The sequence below is a fragment of the Pseudomonas sp. G5(2012) genome (assembly GCF_000408945.1).
Lineage (GTDB): Bacteria > Pseudomonadota > Gammaproteobacteria > Pseudomonadales > Pseudomonadaceae > Aquipseudomonas > Aquipseudomonas umsongensis.
The window spans coordinates 49,485-72,700 of the sequence record NZ_APIO01000062.1; the positions used below are offsets into that span (position 1 = coordinate 49,485).

The following is a 23,216-nucleotide window of genomic DNA, read 5'->3' on the forward strand; positions in this document are numbered from 1 at the left end:
CTTCATCACAGGGGCGACAACTGCTCCATCGGCCACCGCGCCTGCACACTGATCGCCAGGCTTTCCTGCTGACCAGCCTTCAGGCGTTGGCAGCCCGCAAACGCAATCATGGCGCCATTATCGGTACAGAACTGCGCACGGGCGTAAAAAACATCGCCCTTCATGTCGCCTAGCATCTTTTCCAGGGAAGAGCGCAACGCCTTGTTGGCACTGACGCCCCCAGCGATCACCAGGCGCTTCATGCCAGCCGCTTTCAGGGCACGCTTGCACTTGATGGTCAAAGTCTCCACCACGGCCTGCTGGAACGCCAGCGAGATGTCGCAACGGGCTTGCTCACCGTCGTCCCCGGCACTCACACACTGCTGCCAGGTGTTCAGGGCGAAGGTTTTCAAGCCGCTGAAACTGAAGTCCAGGCCAGGGCGGTCGCACATCGGACGCGGAAAGACGAAACGCCCTGCAACGCCTTGCTCTGCCAGCCGAGCGATTTCCGGCCCACCCGGATAATGGAGCCCCATCATCTTCGCGGTTTTGTCGAACGCTTCGCCCGCGGCATCGTCCAGGGTCTCACCCAGAAGCGTGTATTGGCCGATCCCGTCGACCTGAACCAACTGCGTATGGCCGCCCGACACCAACAAAGCGACGAACGGGAATTCCGGCGGTTGCGACTCCAACATCGGTGCCAGCAAGTGACCTTCCATGTGATGCACGCCGAGCGCCGGAATGCCCCAGGCAAAGGCCAGTGCCTGAGCGCAGGAAGCACCCACCAGCAAGGCACCGACAAGGCCAGGGCCCGCGGTATAAGCGATGGCGTCGATCTCGGTTGGCACACAGTCGGCTTCGGCCAGGACCTGACGAATCAAGGGCAGCATGCGCTTGACGTGATCACGCGAGGCCAGTTCCGGCACTACGCCACCATACGCACGGTGCAGGTCGATCTGGCTGAACAGCGCGTCGGCCAGCAGGCCTCGTTCACTGTCGTAGAGTGCGACACCAGTTTCGTCGCAAGAGGTTTCTAATCCCAGTACTAGCATGGGTTTGCGCCTTGTTTAGGCTGAATTCGAAGGCGCGCATAATAGTCGTCGCGTGATGCCCCGACCAGCGGTTTTCGATCAGAGGCTTTGCATTCCGTGCGATGAGGGGTTAACATCCGCAACCCTTAAAAACCGACGTCTTCAAGTGCTCTTTTGCCGCGAGGATGTTGACCCCGGTAATGAATGAAGGTAGCTCTGGATGCCAGCCGTCAAAGTAAAAGAGAACGAACCCTTCGACGTAGCTCTGCGTCGTTTCAAGCGCTCCTGCGAAAAAGCCGGTGTACTGGCTGAAGTTCGTAGCCGCGAATTTTACGAGAAGCCAACTTCTGAGCGTAAGCGCAAAGCAGCAGCCGCTGTTAAGCGTCACGCCAAGAAAGTTCAGCGCGAACAGCGCCGCGCCGTTCGTCTGTACTAATACACAGACGATCGTAGCAAGCTTCTGCCAAGCCCGGCTCTGAGCCGGGCTTATGGCATTTGCGTAAAACGCTTGATGCTTCACCGTCGAAGCCGCAGATGCGACTGAGACAAATCTGCTTCACCGCGTCAGACCTGGCTCTTTTGCCAGCGGTGCACGTCTTTTCTGACGAGCCTTTCAAGGCTACTGACGAGCACACCCACTGATTCCTCTCACGACGATCAGCCCAAGGCACCTGTTTGCGTGCCGAATTACGAGCTATCCGAGACCATTGACTGGTCGCAGCCGGATTCAGCGTAACATTTTCAAATAGTCGAATACTGATGAGCAGTAACGTCAGTGGATTTTCGGCAGATACACTTCCCGACAGCGATCATGCAGGCGATACCGGTCGAGCCGCACACTTTGCGCGCCTCAAGTAATGACCCGCGCTCAGCTACCCTTCGCTTCGGTTCCTTTTCAGCGCAGATGACGAGAACGCCATGGCCGGGCTAATTCCCCAGAGCTTCATTGACGACCTTCTGAACCGCACCGACATCGTCGACGTGGTCAGCTCGCGCCTGCAATTGAAAAAGGCCGGAAAAAACCATACGGCCTGCTGCCCGTTCCACAAAGAGAAAACCCCCTCTTTCAGCGTGAGCCCCGACAAGCAGTTCTATTACTGCTTCGGCTGCGGCGCTGGCGGCAATGCCCTGGGCTTCATCATGGACCACGACAACCTGGATTTCCCCCAGGCTGTCGAGGAACTGGCCAAAGCCGCCGGAATGGAAGTCCCCCGCGAAGAAAGTGGGCGCTCGCACAAACCGCGGCAGCCAACCGACTCGCCGCTGTACCCACTGCTCACAGCCGCCGCCGATTTCTATCGCGCCGCCCTGAAAAGTCATCCGGCACGCAAAGCCGCCGTGGACTACCTCAAAGGTCGCGGGCTGACCGGTGAAATCGCCCGGGACTTCGGCCTGGGCTTTGCGCCACCTGGGTGGGACAACCTGTTCAAGCACTTGAGCAGCGATACCCTGCAACAAAAAGCCATGATTGATGCCGGCCTGCTGATCGAGAACGCCGAAACCGGCAAACGCTACGACCGCTTTCGTGACCGCGTGATGTTCCCGATCCGCGACAGTCGCGGGCGTATCATCGCGTTTGGTGGCCGGGTGCTGGGCGACGACAAACCCAAGTACCTCAATTCACCGGAAACTTCGGTCTTCCATAAAGGCCAGGAACTCTACGGCCTGTACGAAGCGCGCAAGAACAATCGCAACCTCGACGAAATCATCGTCGTCGAGGGCTACATGGACGTCATCGCCCTCGCCCAGCAAGGCTTGCGCAATGCCGTCGCGACCCTGGGCACCGCCACCAGCGAAGAGCACATGAAACGACTGTTTCGAGTCGTGCCCAGCGTGCTGTTCTGTTTCGACGGCGACCAGGCCGGCCGCAATGCGGCCTGGCGCGCACTGGAAGCGACACTGACAAGCCTGCAGGACGGTCGCCGCGCGCGATTCCTGTTCCTGCCCGAGGGTGAAGACCCGGACACCCTGGTCCGCTCCGAAGGCACCGACGCCTTTCGCGCACGGATCAACCAGCACGCGCAGCCGCTGGCCGATTACTTCTTCCAACAACTGACCGAAGAGGCCGACCCTCGCTCGCTCGAAGGCAAGGCCCACATGGCCACCCTCGCCGCACCGCTGATCGACAAGGTCCCCGGCGCCAACCTGCGCACCCTGATGCGCCAGCGGCTGCTGGAAATCACCGGACTGAGCGGCGAGGCGGTGAGCCAACTGGTACACAGCGCGCCTCAGGACGCGCCACCGGCCTATGACCCTGGCATGGATTACGATGCCATGCCGGACTACTCCGACTTCCACCAACCCCAGGAGGCCTACACGCCCCAGCAGGAGTGGACGCCGAAGAAATCCGGGGCCGGCGGCAAGAAATGGGACAAGAAACCCTGGAGCAAGAACGGCAAGCGCGGTGATCGCGACGAGCCTTACGCCCCACGCAAGCCAGTCGCAGTGGAAGCCCCGACGCTTATCGCTTTGCGCACACTGATTCACCACCCGCAACTGGCCAAAAAAGTTGAGAGTGCCGATCACTTTGCCAACGAGAGCAACACGTACGCTCAGGTACTAATCGCCCTGATCGAGGCTGTGCAGAAAAATCCTGGGCTAAACTCTATTCAGTTGATGGCCCGCTGGCACGGCACAGAGCAAGGACGCCTATTGAGAGCCCTCGCAGAAAAGGAATGGCTAATTGACGGCGATAACCTTGAACAACAGTTTTTAGACACCATTACTAGGTTATCCGCGGGCCAGCACACGCAGACCCTCGATGACCTCATCAAGAAAGCAAGGCAGCCGGGATTGTCGGCTGAAGAGCAAATTCAGATAGCTAAACAGATGCGCGACCTATTAAAACAGAATGTTTCCGCATCAAACCCGACCTCAACTGGCGCGTGAGGTCATAGCTCAGGTATAATCCTCGGCTTGTTTTTTGCCCGCCAAGACCTTCAGTGGATAGGGTGTTATGTCCGGAAAAGCGCAACAGCAGTCTCGTATTATTGAGTTGATCAAACTGGGTCGTGAGCAGAAGTATCTGACTTACGCCGAGGTCAACGACCACCTGCCCGAGGATATTTCAGATCCAGAGCAGGTGGAAGACATCATCCGCATGATTAACGACATGGGGATCCCCGTACACGAGAGTGCTCCGGATGCGGACGCCCTTATGTTGGCCGACGCCGATACCGACGAGGCCGCTGCGGAAGAAGCCGCCGCCGCGTTGGCAGCGGTGGAGACCGATATCGGTCGCACCACTGACCCAGTGCGCATGTACATGCGCGAAATGGGTACGGTCGAGCTCCTCACGCGTGAAGGCGAAATTGAAATCGCCAAGCGTATTGAAGAGGGTATCCGTGAAGTGATGAGCGCAATCGCGCACTTCCCTGGCACGGTTGATCATATTCTCTCCGAATACACTCGCGTTACCACCGAAGGTGGCCGCCTGTCCGACGTCCTGAGCGGTTATATCGACCCGGACGACGGTATTGCGCCGCCTGCTGCGGAGGTTCCGCCGCCGATCGACACCAAGACCGCGAAAGCGGATGACGATTCCGACGACGATGACGCCGAAGCTTCCGATGACGAAGAAGAAGCCGAAAGCGGTCCGGATCCCATCATCGCCGCCCAGCGCTTTGGTGCTGTCGCCGATCAGATGGAAATCACCCGCAAGGCGCTGAAAAAGCACGGTCGCCACAACAAGCTGGCGATTGCCGAGCTGTTGGCCCTGTCCGACCTGTTCATGCCGATCAAACTGGTTCCGAAGCAATTCGAAGGCCTGGTCGAGCGTGTGCGCAGTGCCCTGGATCGTCTGCGCCAGCAAGAGCGTGCAATCATGCAGCTCTGCGTTCGTGATGCACGCATGCCGCGTGCCGACTTCCTGCGCCAGTTCCCGGGCAACGAAGTCGACGAAAGCTGGAGCGATGCACTGGCCAAAGGCAAAAGCAAATACGCTGAAGCCATCGGTCGCGTGCAGCCGGATATCATTCGTTGCCAGCAGAAGCTGACCGCGCTGGAAACCGAAACCGGTTTGACGATCGCCGAGATCAAGGACATCAACCGTCGCATGTCGATCGGTGAGGCCAAGGCCCGCCGCGCGAAGAAAGAGATGGTCGAAGCGAACTTGCGTCTGGTGATCTCCATCGCCAAGAAGTACACCAACCGTGGCCTGCAGTTCCTCGACCTGATCCAGGAAGGCAACATCGGCCTGATGAAAGCGGTAGACAAGTTCGAATACCGCCGCGGCTACAAATTCTCGACTTATGCCACCTGGTGGATCCGTCAGGCGATCACTCGCTCGATCGCCGACCAGGCCCGCACCATCCGTATTCCGGTGCACATGATCGAGACGATCAACAAGCTCAACCGCATTTCCCGCCAGATGTTGCAGGAAATGGGTCGCGAACCGACCCCGGAAGAGCTGGGTGAACGCATGGAAATGCCTGAGGACAAGATCCGCAAGGTATTGAAGATTGCAAAAGAGCCGATCTCCATGGAAACCCCGATCGGTGATGACGAAGACTCCCATCTGGGTGACTTCATCGAAGACTCGACCATGCAGTCGCCAATCGATGTTGCAACCGTTGAGAGCCTTAAGGAAGCGACTCGCGAAGTGCTGTCCGGCCTTACTGCCCGTGAAGCCAAGGTACTGCGCATGCGCTTCGGTATCGACATGAATACCGACCACACCCTCGAGGAAGTTGGTAAGCAGTTCGACGTTACCCGCGAACGGATTCGTCAGATCGAAGCCAAGGCGTTGCGCAAGCTGCGCCATCCGACGAGAAGCGAGCATCTGCGCTCCTTCCTCGACGAGTGATACCAGAACCCCCGGCCCAGGCCGGGGGTTTTGTTTTTGCAGATAATTCCCCCGCTCCACCCCACCCGCCGATTTGCCCGTCTACACTCGAAACATTCCCCGAGCCATAACGAGACCGTTATGCCCAGACTGCCGACCGTGTGTTTTTTGCTGTCGCTGATGACCTGGACCGCAACGGCTGGCGCGCTGACTCTCACTGACGAAGAACGTAGCTGGCTGGCGGCCCATCCGGACCTGCGCCTGGGTGTCGATGCATCCTGGCCGCCCTTTGAGTTTCGCGACGACCAGGGGCGTTACCAGGGCCTTGCTGCAGACTATATCGACCGTATTCGCCAGCGGCTGGCCATCAAGCTCACGCCCATTGAGCCCGTGAGCTGGACGGTGGTACTGGACCAGGCCAAGCAAGGCAAGCTGGACCTTTTGCCGGGCATCATGTCGACCCCGGAACGCCAGGCCTACCTGTCATTCACCCGTCCCTACCTGGACTTCCCGATCGTCATCCTGGCGCACGTCGGAGGCGCCCAACCGCGCAAACTCAAAGACCTGTACGGGCTAAAAATCGCCGTAGTGGAAAACTACGCACCTCACGAACTGTTGCGCACCCACCATCCCGATTTGAACCTGGTGGCGATGCCCAATGTCAGCTCCGCTTTACAGGCGCTGGCTACCGATGAAGTAGACGCCGTGGTAGGCGATCTCGCTTCCAGCGTCTGGAGTCTGCGCCAGCTCAAACTCGACGGGCTGTACGTCAGCGGCGAAACCCCCTACCGCTACCAGTTGGCAATGGGTGTACCCCGTGACAACAAAATGCTGGTCGGCATTCTGGATAAAGTCCTCGCCGACATGACACCTGCTGAAATCAGTTCGATCCAGGAACATTGGGTCGGCAACGTACTGGATCATCGAACATTCTGGTCCGATCTATTGGTCTACGGCTTGCCTGGGCTACTTTTACTGATCGCCGTGCTCGCCGCCGTGATCCGCGTCAACCGCCGCTTGAGCTCGGAAATCGCCCGCAGGGTCAACCTGGAGCAGGAACTGCGCAGCAGCGAATACCACTACCGCGGGCTGGTGGAAAGCCTTTCGGCCATCGCCTGGGAAGCGCGGATGAGCGACTTCACCTACAGCTACGTGTCGCCCCACGCCGAAGACCTGCTCGGTTACCCCTTGTCGCATTGGCTGATCCCAGGCTTCTGGCGCAACATCATCCACCCCGCCGACCTCACCCGCGCGCAGAGTTTCTGCGACCACGAAGTGTTGGCCGGGCGTGACCACACTCTCGATTACCGGGTCATCACCGCTGACGGTCGTTGCATCTGGGTCCGCGACATCGTCAGCCTGATCGAACACGGTCATGAGCCGGTGATGCGCGGCTTGATGATCGACATCAGCGAGACCAAACGCACCGAAGAAGCACTGCGCTTGTCTGAACAGAAGTTTGCCTCGGTGTTCCAGCAGTGCCCAGACATCCTGGTGATCGCACGCCTGAGTGACGGTTGCCTGCTGGAGGTCAACGATGCGTTCGAAGAACAGATCGGCCTAAAGGCCGAAGACGTAATCGGCCAGACTGCCACCGACTTGAACATCTGGGGTATTCCGGGTGTCGGGCCCGGGCTGCTGCAGCGCTTGCAGGCCGGCAGCATTCGAAACCTGGAGATGCCCTTTCGTCGCAGCAATGGCCAGGTGTTCACCGGCCTGATCTCGGCCGAGCCCTTCGACCTCGATACCACCCCGGCGCTGGTCGTCGTGGTGCGAGACATCACCCAGCTCAAGGAAACCCAGCAACAACTGCAAACCTCCGAAGAAAAGTTCGCCAAGGCCTTCCACGCCTCCCCCGACGGCTTGCTGCTGTCGCGCCAGAGCGATGGCCTGCTGTTGGAGGTCAACGAGGGGTTCAGCCGCATTACCGGCTTCAACAGCGCGATGTCGGTGGATCGCTCAGCCCTTGACCTGGGGATCTGGGTCAACCTCAACGAGCGCAAACAAATGCTCGACCTGTTGCACCGGGATGGTTTCGTCCGCGATTTCAGCTGCCATATCCGCCGCAGCGATGGGCAGATCCGCCTCTGCGAAGTCTCCAGCCGTCCGCTACCGATCGGTGACGACGACTGCATGCTGACCATCGCCCGGGACATCACCGAACGCCACCTGATGCAGGAAAAACTGCAGCAGGCCGCGACGGTATTCGAGAGCACCGCAGAGGGCGTGTTGATCACCGATACCCAGCAGCACATCAGTGCGGTCAACCGCGCCTTTACCGAAATCACCGGCTACAGCGAAAGCGAAGCACTGGGGCACACCCCGCGCCTGCTTGCCTCGGGCCTGCATGACAGTGCGTTCTACGCGGCCATGTGGCATCAACTGACCGACGAAGGTCATTGGCAAGGCGAGATTTCCAACCGACGCAAAAATGGCGAACTCTATCCCAGCTGGTTGACCATTAGCGCCGTACGAAATCGTAACAACTTCATCACGCACTTCGTGGCTGTGTTCGCCGACATCTCCAGCCTCAAGCACGCCCAGGCCAAACTGGACTACCAGGCTCACCACGACCCGCTGACCGGTCTGCCAAACCGCACGTTGTTCGAAAGTCGCCTGCTCAACGCGCTGAATCACCAGAAGGAAAACGGCGGTCAGGGCGCAGTGCTGTTCCTGGATCTGGACCGTTTCAAACACATCAATGACAGCCTCGGTCACCCGGTCGGCGATCTTTTGCTCAAGGGGATTGCCGTGCGTCTCAAGGAGCAGTTGCGAGACATCGACACTGTCGCGCGCCTGGGCGGCGACGAATTCATCATCCTGCTCCCGGGCCTGCAGCAACCCAGCGACGCCGACAACATCGCCACCAAGCTGCTCAATTGCTTTACCGCGCCGTTCCAGGCGGGTGAGCATGAGTTTTTCATCAGCTCCAGCATCGGCACCAGCCTCTACCCCAAGGATGGCAGTGACGTAGCCACGCTGATCAAAAACGCCGACGCAGCGATGTACCGCTCCAAGGCCAAAGGCCGTAACCGCGTAGAAAGCTATACCTGCGACCTCACCGCTCAAGCCAGCGAGCGTGTGGCGCTGGAGCACGAACTGCGACGCGCCATCGAGCGCAATGAACTGCACCTGTGCTACCAACCCAAGATCAGCCTCGACGACTATCGCCTGGTGGGGGCCGAAGCGCTGATTCGCTGGCGTCATCCGACCTTCGGCGAAGTGCCGCCCGAACACTTCATCTCACTTGCCGAAGAAAACGGCATGATCCTGCAGATAGGCGACTGGGTACTCGAGACCGCCTGCCGGCAGATGTTCGAATGGAACCAGATGTACGAAGGCCTCGGCCCACTGTCGGTCAACCTCGCCGGTGCCCAGCTGCGCCAACCGAATCTTTTGGGGCGAATCGAACAACTGCTCAAGGACAACCGCCTCAATCCCGGTTGCCTGCAACTGGAGATCACCGAAAACTTCATCATGAGCCAGGCCGAAGAAGCGCTCGCCGTGCTGCACCAACTCAAGCATCTGGGTGTGCAATTGGCGATCGACGACTTCGGCACCGGGTACTCCTCGCTGAGTTACCTCAAGCGCCTGCCGCTGGACATACTCAAGATCGACCAGTCCTTCGTCCGCGGCTTGCCGGACGACCCCCACGACGCCGCTATCGTGCGCGCCATTATCGCGCTCGGTCGAAGCATGCAATTCACGGTCATCGCCGAAGGCGTCGAAACCCAGGCGCAGCAGCAATTCCTGGCTGCCGAAGGCTGTGAGCAGATCCAAGGCTACATCGTCAGCCTGCCCCTGCCCCCTGACGAATTCGCCGCGACGTTTCTTCGTACAGCAGTAATGGATTTTTCGGATAGCACAGCCGCGAAACCATCGCTATAATCCGCGACCAATGGGGCCTATAGCTCAGTTGGTTAGAGCAGAGGACTCATAATCCTTTGGTCCACGGTTCAAGTCCGTGTGGGCCCACCAGAATTGTCAGGAGCATCAAGGGTTTACCCACGATGTCGCAACAACCGAAAGCGTGCAAGGTACGGGAAAAGGTACGTCCTCCCGTTCGACTATCTAGGCCCATCCGGGCCTTGGGAGTTCAGCCATGCACGTCACTTTCGTCAAACTCACCCGCCAGTCGGGAACCCGCTACAAGGCGGTAATTCGCTCCGGCGACCGCCTGATCAGCACCAAGACCTTTACGCTCAAGAAAGACGCCTCAACCTGGGCCAACGAACTGCTGCGTGATAATCAGCGCCTTGAAGCTCTCGGTAATCCCAAAGCCAAAATCACCCTCGAAAAACTGGCCGAGCTGTACATGGAAGCGTGGACGGGGCGCGACATCTCGCGCAAAGGTCGCGTCCAGGCACTGACTGATGCCTACGGTGAAGAACGTCTGCTCGATATCACCGAAAGCCTGATCAAGGCTGACCTCAAGTCTTATGCCAAGGGTCGTGCACCTGCCACTGTGAATCGGCGCAAAGCTGCTTGGTCCGCACTGTTTCAGTTCGCCGTCGACGAAGAGTACGTCGCAACCAACCCGGCCAAGACCATCAGCAGCAAAACCGAAAATAACGCTCGCATTCGCTTCCTCGACGACGATGAGCGCAAGGCGCTGCTCGCTGCATGCGATAAATCCGAGTGGCCGCTGCTGAAGCTGTTGGTCACACTGGCAATGACCACCGGTGCGCGCCTGGGTGAATTACAGTCATTGCGCTGGGAAGGTATCGACCTGAAGAAACGCACGGCCACGCTCCCCATCACGAAAAACGGCGACCCCCGTGTCTTGGTGTTTCCGGCACCAGCGATTGCCGCGCTGATGCTGCATAGGAAGGCGAAGGGGCTGGTGTTCGGTCGCGCTGATGGCGAGAAACCGCTGTGTTTTCGCAAGCACTGGAACAAAGCACTGAAGGCAGCGGGGCTCAAGGCGTTCAGGTTTCACGACCTTCGGCACGACGCGGCCACGCAGTTGATCAACGCTGGCACCGACCTGTATACGGTCGGGCAGATCCTCGGACACCGCAGCCAGCAATCGACGGCACGCTACGCCCACCTCAGCATCAAGACCAAGCAAGCCGCCGCCGAGAAAGCGATGGCTGAGGTATTCAGGAGGTTGAAATAAACGCCTGATTTAGACAGACGGCATGATTAGCAAAATCTGCTAGTCATGCCGATTGCTCTAGCAGATTTTTTCATTTGAAGAGTTGTTACCAGCAGAATTCTCTACAGTTATTATTCGTCTCAATTAAGATTAAGTTATCCACTGCCTACCAACTAGTTACTCTAGTTATCCACACCCCCGATGTTTGCCTGACTTTCGGTTTAGTTGTATTAAGTAGTTGTGCCTTACTAAAACCTGCGTGGAGTCTCAACGATGAACACAGTGACTATCGTTTCGCGCAAGCAACTGCTTGAAGCCAATCCTGGCCTGAAGCCGAAAACACTTAGCTATCTCCTGCGCAATCGGCAAACCAACGGACTGTCCGAGTCCGGCGCTGTTCTGCGTTTCGGTAATGAGTTTGCGTTTGCTCTGGAAAAATTTGTCGATTATCTGCTGAGCCGTAAAGCATGAACGGGAACAAGCATTTAAAGAAACACGACACGACCGAAACAGGTACGGCGGTGATAATTCTTTATCGACACTACTTCACCGAAGCGGAGTTGCACTCGATAAATAAAGCTAAATGCCGGCAATAAAAAACCTTCCACGCCAAAAGAGTAACGCGGAAGGTTTTAGGGGTGGTGATGAACGCACCGAGGTCAATATAAACCCCGGCTGCTTACTTAGCAATACGGGGGCTGTACATGAACGCAGAAACAGAATTAGCAACACCCGAATGGGCACCGCCGCCAATGCTTCCCGAAGCGATAGATATGTTTCAGGAACTTGCGGCTTTACCCCGTTTTGTTGGTTACGTGGCAGTGTGGAATCCAAAGCGGGAAAAGTGGGACAAAATCCCCCACGATGGCGCCAGTAAACTTTCTACTGCTGATCCAACGCATTGGGGGCCGATGCTGGAAATTGCCCAGGTTGCCACCGGACGTGACCTTTCCGGTATCGGTCTGGTGTTTACCGGTGGCATCGAAGTTGACGGCGAAACGCTGGTGGGTTTTGACTTTGATGATGTGACCGGGCCTATGGAGCTGCTGGAAGCGCTAGATACTTACTCGGAAATATCACCCAGCGGTACAGGCAAGCGAGCCTTCGTTTGGGTGTCCACCAAAGATCTGGCCGGGTATCAGGACAGCGCCAAAGCACATCCCGGTGGTTGCGACCACTGCGAAATCTACTTTGGTGCTGCCGCGCGCTTCCTGACCCTTACCTTTCACCCCGATGGACCAGTCAAGCCTATCGCCCACCTCGCCCACGACCACCCTGCCATTGCCGAGCTGCAAGGGCTGCTCAAGCGCAAGGAAGACGACAGCGATGCACCAGCGCCTATCATCGTCGGCGACGGCACGCCCATTGATCTGGACGCGCTGGAGCCCGGTCGAAACACCGAGGATCGCGAGCTTATCGCCAAGCTGCTGGCCGGTGTCGGCCAACCGGAAATTGACCGTGACAAGGCAGTGAACAAACTGCTGGTTTGGTTGATTGATTACATCAAGGGAAACTTTAGCCAAGAGGATATTTTCGCCACGCTGACGCAAAAACCTGTCCTTTGGCTCTACTTGCTCGATCATCGAAATAACAACCCGGAAAAGGCAATGGAATTCGCCAACCGGGAGTTAGCCGTGGCGTTTAATGGATCAACCAAAGGAAAACTCGCGAAAATCTACGCCAACCCATTGTGGAAAGTTGTCGACGTTCCAGATAAAGAGCCGGTCAATGCTGATTCGGCCAGTACCGAAGCGCCCGATGATTACTACATGCCCACTATTGGCGAATGGATGGAAAAACCACAGACGGCGCGTTACGCCGTGGGCAGGCACTTTCTCAAGGGCGCGATCAATATTATGTATGGCGACTCAGGGCACTGCAAAACGACCTTCGTGGTCGGGCTTGCTGTCGCCAAGGCGCAAGCGGTACTTGAGCCCGGCTTTAAATGGATGGGCATGGATATCTATGATCCAAGACCGCAACGCATCGTCGCCGGTGAAGATGCCGTCGGTGTTACGCAGATGGTGCGTGGCTACTGCGAGGTGTGGGGAATAGATATCAAAGCCCTACCACTGCGCATATCCACCTGTGCTTATGATTTTTCACTGGCGGATGAGGTGACCAAGATAAAAACCCAAATTAAAACCGACATCGAAAAATACGGAATTCATCCTGATTTCACCATCGATACGCTTTCCTGCAACAGCGGCGACCTTGAAGAAAACAGCGCTACCGATATGCGCGTATTCCTTAAAAGGCTTGATGAATTACGCGGCGATGCCTCGGTTAACATCCCGCACCATAACGGACTTGAAAATAAGGACCGCGAGCGCGGTTCGTCGGTGATTCGTAAAAACCCAACGTCCAACAATTATTGCAAACTGGAAGGTGACGTTTTTATTTATAAACCCATGAAACAGCGCGGCATGAAATTACCGCCGCCGCTGACGATGCGGTTAAAGGAAGTGGTGATCGGCAGGGATTACGACAACCACGGCAACGACATCGGCGAACTGACCACCGCCGTGCTTGTGCCAACCGGCGAAGATGCCCCAGAGCTGCGCGCCATCCGTTTCTACAGCAAGTACCCCGACCTTGCCAGTGGGCGTTCAATGGGTCGGCGCCGTTTTATGGAAACGCTGCTGCTAACCATCAACGCCATACCAGGGACGAAACAGGAGGATCTGGTCAAACCGTGTGGTGTATCCGTGGGGACCATAAACAGCGTCCTCAAAGCATTGCGGGAGTACAAGCTGCTCGAACTGGGTTATCCGCTGAAGCTGACCCGGTTGGGTGTCGAGGGCTTGGCCGAATTGAGTGGCGCACCGGGGGGTAAAAGGCGCGCCCGTGAGGATCTTCTTTAGACGTGGTGGATATATGAATTGCTTTATATATGCAGGAAAGCTCGTTCAGTTTCAGCCGATTTAGGCTGAATCCAGAGGGTCCAGATTCAGCCTAAATTGGCTGAAACTGAATCTGAATCTGACTGAATAGAGATTGCGGTAAAAGAGCTGTAAGCCACACCAGCCGTGGCTTACAGGCGATTCAGCTTCACGAATTGAAACTGAATCAGGCTGAATCAGGAATCTAATTCACGCAGCCTCCCCCCTAAGGGGGGGGCGAAGTTGAATCAGTCTGAAAACGGTAGGTGTTAGGAGGTAACGAGTATGCGACCCAAACTGCTGGTGCACCCGTCACAGGCCAGGACAATCAGTGATCCGATGGAGCAGGAGCGGCTGTTAGGTATGGGCTGGGTGCTGGCGGCGCCGAAGCCCCGGACCAAAGATGCGAAACGGATGCGCAGCTTGCGCCAGCAAAGACGGCGTGCTGGGTGGCTGTCGGTTTATCTGTGGTTATCACCTGAGCAGGTGTCTGCTGTCAGGGCCCTCAAACGGTCTGGTGAGAGTTATGCCGCGCTGTTAGTGCGCTTAGCGCAAGAACGGAGTTTGCTATGACAGATCCAGTAATTGGACGCGTACAAATAGATTTGGGGAAAACGAAATTTCATCCCGAAAAACCGGCAGACACCAAAGACAAAGCCGCAGCGCTTGTGCTCACGAAGAGCGCTTACGGGCCGTGGAAATGACCGTAAATGGATAACTAATCCGTGCGTCAGGCCTGGAAACAGCGGCCTTCGAGGCAGCAAGGTACGTTTACGAGGTACTTGGGAAGAGGATTTGACCCATCGACCTCCCATAACGTCGTAGGAAACGCGCAGAGGTCGAGGCCGCCTGATGTGTGAGCACGAGGAAAAAACAGCGCCTGTGAGGGCACAGGAGGTGATGGCAATGAAGATTCAACGACTGAGAACCCTATTGGACACACTCGCGTGGCCTGAGCCTTACCGCGACACGCCCTTCGTCCCGAGAGGCACGAAAGTCCATAACGGAATAAGGCAGCGTGTAAAAAGTGAGATTAAGTTATGAAAAACTTCCTTGACGCTACGGTTGGCAGCACTCACGCCACAAACGTCGCTGTGACGCTGTACATGCCACCGGCTGAGGCAACGCGTGTGCTGGCTTACCTCGACAGTTATCAGGCGCAGCAACCTGAACTGGAACGCCTACAGGCTGAAATCAAACGGCTCACGCCGGATCATGCACACGCCAGAGCTTGTCGCACACAATCCATCGAAGCCCTAGTGCTGGCTGCCTTGGATAACGCCACGCTGTATGCCGATGTGATGGATTCTTCTTGGTGTAAAAGGACCGGCAAGGTCAGGGATCACCTGCTCGCTCACCCGGAACGTTATGGGAGCAAAGTGCCAAGCCACGCCAGCGTGCGGAAAGTGCTGATTAAACACGGTTATATGTAAATCTTTTCCGCTTCTGGTTAGAACGTAAGTTAACGACCATTGCGTCAAAACGCATTAAGTACATACTTCAATTAACTCAATTGGAGTACGCAAACATGACAGCTGAAGTTGCCACTGAAACCAAAAGGAAAGTCCAGCCACTGGCACCCTCCTCGATGATGTTCGAAGACGCTCGGGTGGTCCGGCATGTTGTTTTCGTCCCACGGGATACCGACCCGAAAGTCCTTACTGAGTCGGGGTATTGGTTATCCGTAGCGCAACGCCTAACCCCGCTGGCCCATCTGATGGTGTTTTGGGATGACCGCAGCGCCATGGCTAACCTGTTGTGTACAGAAGCCTCCCAAAGTTATGTCTCGATGCTGTTGCTGGATTACCGCAAGCTGCCTGGCATTATCTCTGATGGCTCCGAAGCTCTCATTAATTTTGAGATTTTTTACAGCCAGATGAACGGCTACTGTGCCCGTCGGCTGTCCGACAATGTAATGGTAATCCAAGACGCTTCATCGAAAGAAAAGTGCATCGAGGCGCTTAAAAGCCATCCGGCGTTCAAGGCTGAATAGTCATGAGCGAAAATATTTTCCGGCCACTCCAGCAATTGGCTAGATCCCTCCAAGCCATTCGCGCACCACTTGACCGTATAATCAATATGGCATTCCGTGGTGTGGAAGTGGATAAGGCCGCCATCGCTCACATACTGCGCAAGGAAGCATTTCAAAAGGAATTGGCGACCGATTGGGAGACTGTTTTTTATCGCCACACGAACAAACAATATGTCCTTGTGTGTACGGCACTCCCGGATAACGCGAAAGACGCAAAAACTTTAACTAGCAGACGCCTGATCAACTCACGCGAAGCGTGTTCCTTTTGCGGTTTGATCGAAGGTTCCTTTGCGCCCATCGAATTAGTCGAAGCTAAAAACCCGGTTGGCATCCCGATCCAGGGTGAACGTGTGCATCCGCGCTGTGCTTTGTATTGGCAAAGGTTAAAACTTATAGCCGAGGGCAAATAAAATGACCGATTTCGAAATCGAAATTTATCGCTTGATTAACGGCGCTTTTAAGGGCACTTCCCACAAATTGACTCTCTCTCAGTTTTTAGTGGCTGTTGGTAAAGCTGATATCCCGCCATCTGATAAAAGTGCCATCGCTACTTTGCTGCATGATGACAAATTTCAGCGTGTGCTGTGGCAGGCCGGCACGCTTCTTTGGGTCGGCCATGATCAAAAGATTCGTATTGTCGACTCTCTTGCAATGCCGCTACGACAGGATGTGGGTAAACACCTATGTCGGCTGTGTCTGATGGACGAGGACGACCCCCGCGAACTGATCTGGAACCGTGATAACGACAACTCTTTTGTTCATCCTCTTTGCCAAGATCGGCTGCAAAAACTCCAAGCTTTTCGCCAGCGCGAGGTGGACTTAAATGGCCAATGATCTTGATATCCGCGACCCCGGTGGACTGGCACCGAATGTGCCATCGCAACCGCTCGCGCCAGCACCTGACTGGGGCTCGGTGCCAGATACTTTAACTCCTGAGATAGCCGATAACCAAAACAGTTCTGATCAACTTCAACTGTTCGGCGCGGCCATCCCCGGTGCCACACCGCAACAAGTCAACCAGACGTTGAATGAAATCCAGGCCGTAATAGCCGGTGACCTGATGCGCCTGGGCCATCCCCAGTCCTCGATCAACGCGGCAATAGTCTGGTTTCAAAACAACGCCCGTAAATCCCCGCAGCGAGAAGCAAAACGACATTCGTACAATCTTCATGATCAGGCTGGTGATCTGGTTGCGGAAAGCTTCGGTAATGCCATGGCAAAGGCCGGGGCGTCTCAAGAATTTATATCCAACTGCCTCTGGCTGCTGGGTGAACTGAATAAAAGGCTTGGCACGCAGCCCGCACAAGGACGTGCAACCCCTACTACATCCTCGGGTCGTCCCGATGATTTGAGTGATGCGGAATACAATGCTTTATATGATTACAACGAAAAAATGAAACCGCGCACCGAGGGTATTCTGCGTGACAAGTGGGGCAATGCTTACGAAGCCAACCGCCGCATGGTGGATGACTACTTACAATCCCTCAGCGATGTGGAAAAAAGACACTTTGATAAATTCTTAAACAACGGCCTTCACGCTTTGAACGACCCTACGGTGATTCTTGGCTTATGGGGGCAGGCCGTAGGGGTCAATAACATTCCCCGTGGCGGTGCAGAGTTAGCTCACGAGATAAATCTTATGCACGACGCGATGAAAAATAACCGCAAACAATGGTTAGCGGACGAGCGCATGCAAAGTCGTTATCGCGAGCTGATCCGTATTAGAGACGGTGGCTGACATGAAACCCGCCAATGTAAGAAAGATCGACGCCCAAATGGCGAAAGAGCGTCGGCGTCTGGAAAAACGCAACAAGCGAGGTAACTAATCATGGCTTACAGCAGTAGCAGCAACCCAGTAAAGAAAATTATCAGCGCGGGTTTTGACGGTGGCGGCAGTATTTACGCCTATGAGTCAACCCATACTCACTCGGCGGTCGAGGCCGCTGGCTTTTTTACCGGCTGTGGGTTTGGCAGTCCCGGCCCCAACTGTGTCGGCATGAAACCCGGTGATTTAGTAGTCGCTGTTTGCCAAGCAACGTCGGGGACTTCGGCAATCACTTGGCACCGTGTAACTTCTATATCAACGAGCACGGGATGGGGCTCTCTCCTTAATGGCACTGTTTCAGCGGCGAGTAGCTGACCATGACATCGCCAACGTTGAAACTGCTCGAAAGAAAAATGCTTCGTCGGCAGGCACTGGAACAAGCCCCGGCACCTGCACCAGAAGGTGGTCATGGCCTCGGTGCTGCCATCGAACAGCTGATCGCGGAAGAGGTTGAAAGGCGGGTCGGTGAAGCCGAAGAGCGGGCAAGGCAGCAACACTTGTTGGACCGGCAGTTCAATAAGCCCGTGCCACGTACCTTCGAACAACTGCCACCCGTGCCACGTACGCAGCCACCGAAAGCGATGGAGTTCACTTTCCAGCGCGACGAATTGCGACGGATCGCTGTGATTAGCGTGGACGGTGAGCAGTGGCGTGTGCAACGCGGCGCTCACGGTGAAATCGTCAGGATGGTGCCGATTGATACTGCACCGATGCCACCTGCTATCGAGCCGCCTGAACTGAAGCAGGCCCGACAATACGATCCAGGCACCGAGAGGTAATGACCATGCAAGTCTTCTTTTCTGATCGAGATCCAGTGTCCGAAGCCGAGGCCCTGATTCGGCATCTTCAGGCTTGGCTGGCGGAACAGCCGGAGCAACGCTTGAAACCTGCCAAGGCAAACTTCAAGTACGGCAGTGACGGAAATCTGCGCACGGTGAACCTTACGCTGTTTGAGGACGGTGAGTAATGGCCGGTCCCGGACGACCACCCGGCTTACCCAAGACCGGTGGCAGGGTCAAAAAATCGCTGGATAAACAGCAGCGCCAGCTGGTCAGTGCCGAGCTGGCGCATTCGATCCTGGCCACCTTCGAGATGCTCGGTGGTACGGCTGCCATGGTCGAATGGGCTGCCGACAACAAGTCGGTGTTCTACACCCAGATCCTTTCGCGGTTGATGCCAGCGCCGCAGCGTGACGACCCCGAAGTTCAAATAAACCAGCAATTCAACATCGACACCATGTCAGACCTGGAAGCTGGCAGACGAGTCGCGTTCGCCTTGGCAAAGGCTGCCCATGATCAAGGTATCGATACCACCCCTGTGGAAACCATCGAGGTTACGCCACAGCAGGCGTGCAGCTGGCAGAACCCCACGCCACCGTATACCCAACATCCTGAAGCCCCTGTGGACGATCCTGACAGGGCCAAGTGGGCTTCTGAGCTGAGCCTGTCACCACAGGAACGGGTCGATCAAGCGTTGGTCAGGGAAACCCGCGAGTGCACCCTTCAGAACTACAGGGGCGGCCCTGGTGAACAAGGAGGCTATGCTCCAGACCGATCACCAGCGTCAACCCGCAAACCCACCGTCGCCGAGATTCGGCGCAAGCAGCTGCTATAGCCCCGCCCATCCCGCGAGCATTGTTGAGCGCTTTTGATCTACTCTGTCCGTTTGTCGCCCGACTGCTCCGAGGATGAAATGCTGAAAAAAATTCTAGAATACGAATTCACCCTTGAGGTCGTTCTTATTTCGGTAATTGGGTTTTGCCTGCTCGTACTCTTATTCAAGATAGTGATTCCAAATTTCGGCTCTAAATCGTTAGCCGCCAGTTGGATGACAATGTTTGGCGCTTTCGTTATTTTTTGTTATACGATATTTGTTGAGCTAAAAGAAGAATCGTTTAAGTCGAGCTTTAACACGTATGCATGCTTTACAGAAGACATGCGCTTATTTAATTATATCATTCCGACCTACAGCACAGGAAACTATGGACTGCTACGGTACCAGGAAGATGACTCCATTACTTACTTGAGTGATGGTTTGACGATAGATGACGCGCCGTCGGTAGGTGCAGAGTTAATACTCATCAACGCAATATCTTACATCGCCTCGGACTTTAAAGATTGGCGCTCTGAGAAATATTCTTCGCCCGGTTCCTATCGAATGACTTTTCGCACAAAGAAAGACGCAGGTAGAGATACGGTAATGCTAGAGAACAAGGTTTTTTGTAAATCCAAGTTTAATTATTTTAATTTTCTACCGAAAGCCGAACGGACATTCAGTGGATACTCAATCCTTCCTCGAGGTTGCGTACTATCTCTGAAGGGAGAAAAATTGGTACTGTCGAATTCACATTTTTCCTTTGAAGTTCAACCATTCGAGCTTGGGCGAATGTTTCAAATGGAAATCGGGTCTCCCGAAACTGTATGGGCCACTGACTTTGACGTAAGAGTTTCTTACAAGTTATTCAAATCAAAGGCAGGACATTGGCACCATTCTGCGTATAAGGATTTTTGTCACGCACTAGCCGAAGGAATAAAAGCGCGACTTGAAGTGCCAAAAGAGCAATGGCCAAAATCCCGCTCTTGGGCGTAATACGTTCCAGTGACAAACATCTAAAGCCGGAAAGCAAAAAACGCGCCTTCCAAAAAACCCTTACCCGATGCCAAATTCCCTATGACAAATACCAATTTTTACGAGCACGCGTTTGAGCATATGGAGCGCACAGTTAATGTGCTCGCAACGCGCGTCCCTGCTCCAAGACGTATCCAGTTTAGGCATTCATTTGTTTATCGGCATGTGGAGAGGACGGTACATCAAGCGCTGGTGCAGAAGCTCGCTCGGATGGTGAGCAGTCTTCGTGCCGCAAAGCTGCTCTTGGAAGCAGGATTTGTTCAAGAGCAGGCTGCCCTACAACGAATTCTTGACGAAATTACCGAAGATATTTCGTTTCTTTCCTTCTCCGTAATATTGGGAAATTCAGAACCGTCACATAAGAATTACCTAGAGTGGTTCTTTCTGGAGGAATTTGATCCCAATGACGCCGTCGTATCGTCCAAGGCACGGCCATCGGTGCCGAGGCAAAAGATTCGGGCGTACTTGGATCGATGCGTAAGCGGCCCAAAAGGCTCAAGCAAGGACCTGGACGCATCTAAAACTGTAAGCAAGGCATATTCTGGCTTCGTCCATGCCGCGTCACCGCAAATCATGGATATGTATGGCGGGGCTCCACCGAGGTTCCATATGCGCGGCATGCATGGAACCGAGAGGCAAGCGGAGCACAGAGCTGACATTTGGAACTACTTCTATCGGGGCATCATGGCTTGTTGCTTAACAGCAAAGGCCTTCGGTGATGAAGAGCTATTTGTCTCACTTCGAAAATTCGAAGCTGAATTTTTGCGAGAAACAGGTAGCGATTACCAGTCGAATGAATGGCTACAGATATAGCCCCACTCAGCCGAAAACCGTCTGCTCATAGGCAGCGAGATATAGGTTAAAACGAAAAGGAAAGGTGATATGCAAGGAACTTTGGAGCATTTCCGGTCGGATCTGAACGCTGTTGGATGGTTCATACCACCATACGTAACCATGGGGTACTTGAGTTCTCTGTGCGGGGACATTCGTAGAAAAGGCGCGTCGTATACACAAGACGATTTAGAGCAGATGCTCGCGCTCGTATATTCCCCAGCCAATTTGGCAGTCATGGTGACGGAGCGGTATCCGATCACTCCGTTTATTCAGGACTACAAGTTGATCATCTCCGAGGCAGTTCAAGCACATTTCATGGGGCTCGACCATGTCGCTGTAGCTGGGCTTATGCCGGTGATCGAAGGCGCAGCGAGAAGGATTGCCGCTGATCGAGCTGTGGCATTCGGAGACATCCGACCTGGATTCAAAGCACTTGCTGATGACTGCAAGCGCGACGCCATTGCAAACAGCTTAGGGGCTGTAGGCGAATTGGTCTCTATGATGGATTCCTTCTCCGATTTTACTGATCGCAATTTGTACATAAGATCTGAAAAGTACCCCCATCCAGATAAGACCAATCGGCATGGGATTCTGCATGGTGCTTTCTCCGACGAGGCGTATGGGAAGCCGATTAATTTCTACAAATCCATCGCAGCCATCGATTTCCTATGTCTAATCTCAGCTTTCAAGGCTCATATATCTTGGATGGCACCCAGTCCAACGGAGAAATCCACTAGCCTTGCGCTTTACTACGTTGCATGCGGGCAGTTTTCGGCTAAATCTCCACTTAGGGTGGCCCCGCTGAGCTGACCTTTAGTCTGACCTGCCCCACCCATGAGGTACGTCGCGAGGTACGTAAAGCAACACCAAGCGACTACATTGCAACTCCACGCAACTACGGCTAACCTTTGATTTAGCACGCTTTGCACGTAGTTGCGTGGCGTTCTGGTGACCATTTTTAGGACTCATAATCCTTTGGTCCACGGTTCAAGTCCGTGTGGGCCCACCAAACAAGAAAGCCGCGCAATGCGCGGCTTTTGCGTTTCTGAAAGGTCCGATTGAGCGGCGACGAACTTCAAGGACTAGCGGCGGCTCATCTATTAAATACACGCTCCGACCTTTCGGGGCCTCCAATTGTCATTGACGGAATGGCTTGCACTGCCCGCAGCCGCTCCAACGTTGGCCCGGTGTACACAACCTCATACGTATCCGCCGCCCGTCCCCACTGCTCCACAATAACCATGCCGTCAACCAAGACCGCTGCCAATTCGGCAATGATCCCGGACAGTTCTTCCACGATGTCTTGAGTTCGCTGCCACACGCGATCCGTCAGCATTTTAAGCTCAGCCGTTATACGCTCGGATGAAGCCGGATCGGTCTCGGGGTAGAGGATATTGCGCAGCAGGTGCTGCAACTCCCGGATCTTTGCGTAATCCTGATGTGCGCCCTGCTCGCCTTTAAGGATGGCTGTCGCTTTCAACCTGTCGACGCGCTGCCCGGCTGATTTTTTTAAAGGCAGGGTCTGCGCCATCGCGCCAGCCAGGAGGACCATCATCCGGGCCTCCAGATGTTGCTTCATGGCGTCTATCGACGGAATGGACCGCACCAGGCTGATGGACGCCCCGCCTTGGTGCCGCAAGTCCATGGTCACCGTCAGGTTCACGCTGCCCGTGGCAAAACCCAAGGCACGGGCCACGACGTAGTGGCCCATTTCGTGATGTGCGATCTGCCAGGCGTGATCCCTTACAGCGGGCGGTAACTTCTTCGTCATGACCTGTCCCCTCGCGCCACGGCCTCAATTGAGCGTTCCTTTTCGATTTGTCATACATCACAGACCCAATGGGGGTCCAGGGTCAATCATCAAAACCCGAATCGAACCACCGTTCGCCAGATGTTCTCCAGCAGCCCCTTGGCACCTTCACAAACCTCTCCGCGATCCAGCGCCACGGAAAAATCAATGATAGGCAAGTGGACCCCGCCGTGTATGTCAGACACGACCTGAAATGGCGTTTCTTTTTTCCCTCCCAATTAGCGCCCACGAAAAAGCCGCGACATTGCGCGGCTTTTTCGTGGGCGGGTTCAGTCAGCTTGCCTGAATTGCCGAGTTATCGTTCTTCGCGGGCA

General features: G+C 55.3%; 21 protein-coding genes and 1 tRNA gene. 20 read left to right on the forward strand and 2 right to left on the reverse strand.

The window, feature by feature from the left end:
• Window positions 1-5: 5 nt before the first annotated feature.
• Complete coding sequence (tsaD, locus tag PG5_RS19420; protein WP_020798822.1) at window positions 6-1,031, reverse strand: tRNA (adenosine(37)-N6)-threonylcarbamoyltransferase complex transferase subunit TsaD; 1,026 nt, start codon at window positions 1,029-1,031, stop codon at window positions 6-8.
• 199 nt (window positions 1,032-1,230) lie between these two features.
• Here tsaD and rpsU point away from each other — a divergent pair, with 199 nt between their 5' ends.
• From rpsU to PG5_RS19525, 20 genes are all read left to right on the forward strand, one after another.
• Entirely contained in the window at window positions 1,231-1,446 is a 216-nt protein-coding gene (gene rpsU / locus PG5_RS33650; protein WP_002551877.1) for a 30S ribosomal protein S21, read from the forward strand.
• A gap of 482 nt (window positions 1,447-1,928) precedes the next feature.
• The gene (gene dnaG, locus PG5_RS19430; RefSeq protein WP_020798823.1) at window positions 1,929-3,899 is read left to right on the forward strand and encodes a DNA primase; all 1,971 of its coding nucleotides are present in this window, start codon (window positions 1,929-1,931) and stop codon (window positions 3,897-3,899) included.
• A 67-nt stretch (window positions 3,900-3,966) separates the two neighbouring features.
• A complete protein-coding gene (gene rpoD / locus PG5_RS19435) occupies window positions 3,967-5,814 on the forward strand; it encodes an RNA polymerase sigma factor RpoD (RefSeq protein WP_020798824.1) in 1,848 nt (615 codons plus the stop codon).
• Between the two features lie 120 nt (window positions 5,815-5,934).
• Complete coding sequence (locus PG5_RS19440; protein ID WP_020798825.1) at window positions 5,935-9,681, forward strand: bifunctional diguanylate cyclase/phosphodiesterase; 3,747 nt, start codon at window positions 5,935-5,937, stop codon at window positions 9,679-9,681.
• 13 nt (window positions 9,682-9,694) lie between these two features.
• Window positions 9,695-9,771, forward strand: a tRNA-Ile gene (locus tag PG5_RS19445).
• A 124-nt stretch (window positions 9,772-9,895) separates the two neighbouring features.
• Entirely contained in the window at window positions 9,896-10,912 is a 1,017-nt protein-coding gene (locus tag PG5_RS32920; RefSeq protein WP_020798826.1) for a site-specific integrase, read from the forward strand.
• A 252-nt stretch (window positions 10,913-11,164) separates the two neighbouring features.
• On the forward strand, window positions 11,165-11,362 hold the full coding sequence (locus tag PG5_RS19455) for a hypothetical protein (RefSeq protein ID WP_020798827.1): 198 nt from the start codon (window positions 11,165-11,167) through the stop codon (window positions 11,360-11,362).
• Window positions 11,363-11,595: 233 nt separating this feature from the next.
• On the forward strand, window positions 11,596-13,755 hold the full coding sequence (locus PG5_RS19460; protein WP_020798829.1) for an AAA family ATPase: 2,160 nt from the start codon (window positions 11,596-11,598) through the stop codon (window positions 13,753-13,755).
• Between the two features lie 303 nt (window positions 13,756-14,058).
• Complete coding sequence (locus tag PG5_RS19465) at window positions 14,059-14,346, forward strand: hypothetical protein (RefSeq protein WP_042955505.1); 288 nt, start codon at window positions 14,059-14,061, stop codon at window positions 14,344-14,346.
• Between the two features lie 467 nt (window positions 14,347-14,813).
• The gene (locus tag PG5_RS19475; RefSeq protein WP_042955507.1) at window positions 14,814-15,206 is read left to right on the forward strand and encodes a hypothetical protein; all 393 of its coding nucleotides are present in this window, start codon (window positions 14,814-14,816) and stop codon (window positions 15,204-15,206) included.
• A gap of 95 nt (window positions 15,207-15,301) precedes the next feature.
• The gene (locus PG5_RS19480) at window positions 15,302-15,766 is read left to right on the forward strand and encodes a hypothetical protein (protein ID WP_020798831.1); all 465 of its coding nucleotides are present in this window, start codon (window positions 15,302-15,304) and stop codon (window positions 15,764-15,766) included.
• 2 nt (window positions 15,767-15,768) lie between these two features.
• Window positions 15,769-16,215, forward strand: a complete 447-nt coding sequence (locus tag PG5_RS19485) for a hypothetical protein (RefSeq protein ID WP_042955508.1) — start codon at window positions 15,769-15,771, stop codon at window positions 16,213-16,215.
• A gap of 1 nt (window position 16,216) precedes the next feature.
• Window positions 16,217-16,639 (forward strand): hypothetical protein, encoded by a 423-nt coding sequence (locus PG5_RS19490; RefSeq protein ID WP_042955509.1) that lies wholly within the window; start codon window positions 16,217-16,219, stop codon window positions 16,637-16,639.
• Window positions 16,629-17,543, forward strand: a complete 915-nt coding sequence (locus tag PG5_RS19495; RefSeq protein WP_020798834.1) for a hypothetical protein — start codon at window positions 16,629-16,631, stop codon at window positions 17,541-17,543. The genes PG5_RS19490 and PG5_RS19495 overlap by 11 nt, the downstream gene beginning before the upstream one ends.
• Before the next feature lie 404 nt (window positions 17,544-17,947).
• Window positions 17,948-18,409 carry a hypothetical protein gene (locus tag PG5_RS19500; RefSeq protein WP_020798836.1) on the forward strand — a complete coding sequence of 154 codons (462 nt, stop codon included), beginning with the start codon at window positions 17,948-17,950 and terminating at the stop codon, window positions 18,407-18,409.
• Entirely contained in the window at window positions 18,409-18,597 is a 189-nt protein-coding gene (locus PG5_RS19505; protein ID WP_042955511.1) for a hypothetical protein, read from the forward strand. Before PG5_RS19500 ends, PG5_RS19505 begins: the two co-directional genes overlap by 1 nt.
• Entirely contained in the window at window positions 18,597-19,244 is a 648-nt protein-coding gene (locus tag PG5_RS32925; RefSeq protein ID WP_020798838.1) for a hypothetical protein, read from the forward strand. The genes PG5_RS19505 and PG5_RS32925 overlap by 1 nt, the downstream gene beginning before the upstream one ends.
• Window positions 19,245-19,322: 78 nt before the next feature.
• Window positions 19,323-20,219 carry a hypothetical protein gene (locus tag PG5_RS19515; protein ID WP_042955512.1) on the forward strand — a complete coding sequence of 299 codons (897 nt, stop codon included), beginning with the start codon at window positions 19,323-19,325 and terminating at the stop codon, window positions 20,217-20,219.
• An 81-nt stretch (window positions 20,220-20,300) separates the two neighbouring features.
• Window positions 20,301-21,071, forward strand: a complete 771-nt coding sequence (locus PG5_RS19520; RefSeq protein ID WP_052024701.1) for a hypothetical protein — start codon at window positions 20,301-20,303, stop codon at window positions 21,069-21,071.
• A gap of 69 nt (window positions 21,072-21,140) precedes the next feature.
• Window positions 21,141-21,902, forward strand: coding sequence for a hypothetical protein (locus tag PG5_RS19525; protein ID WP_042955513.1), 762 nt, complete (start codon window positions 21,141-21,143; stop codon window positions 21,900-21,902).
• Window positions 21,903-22,185: 283 nt separating this feature from the next.
• On the opposite strand, the gene PG5_RS19530 is transcribed toward PG5_RS19525, so the two are convergent.
• A complete protein-coding gene (locus PG5_RS19530; protein WP_042955514.1) occupies window positions 22,186-22,863 on the reverse strand; it encodes a peptidase M41 in 678 nt (225 codons plus the stop codon).
• Window positions 22,864-23,216 lie beyond the last annotated feature (353 nt).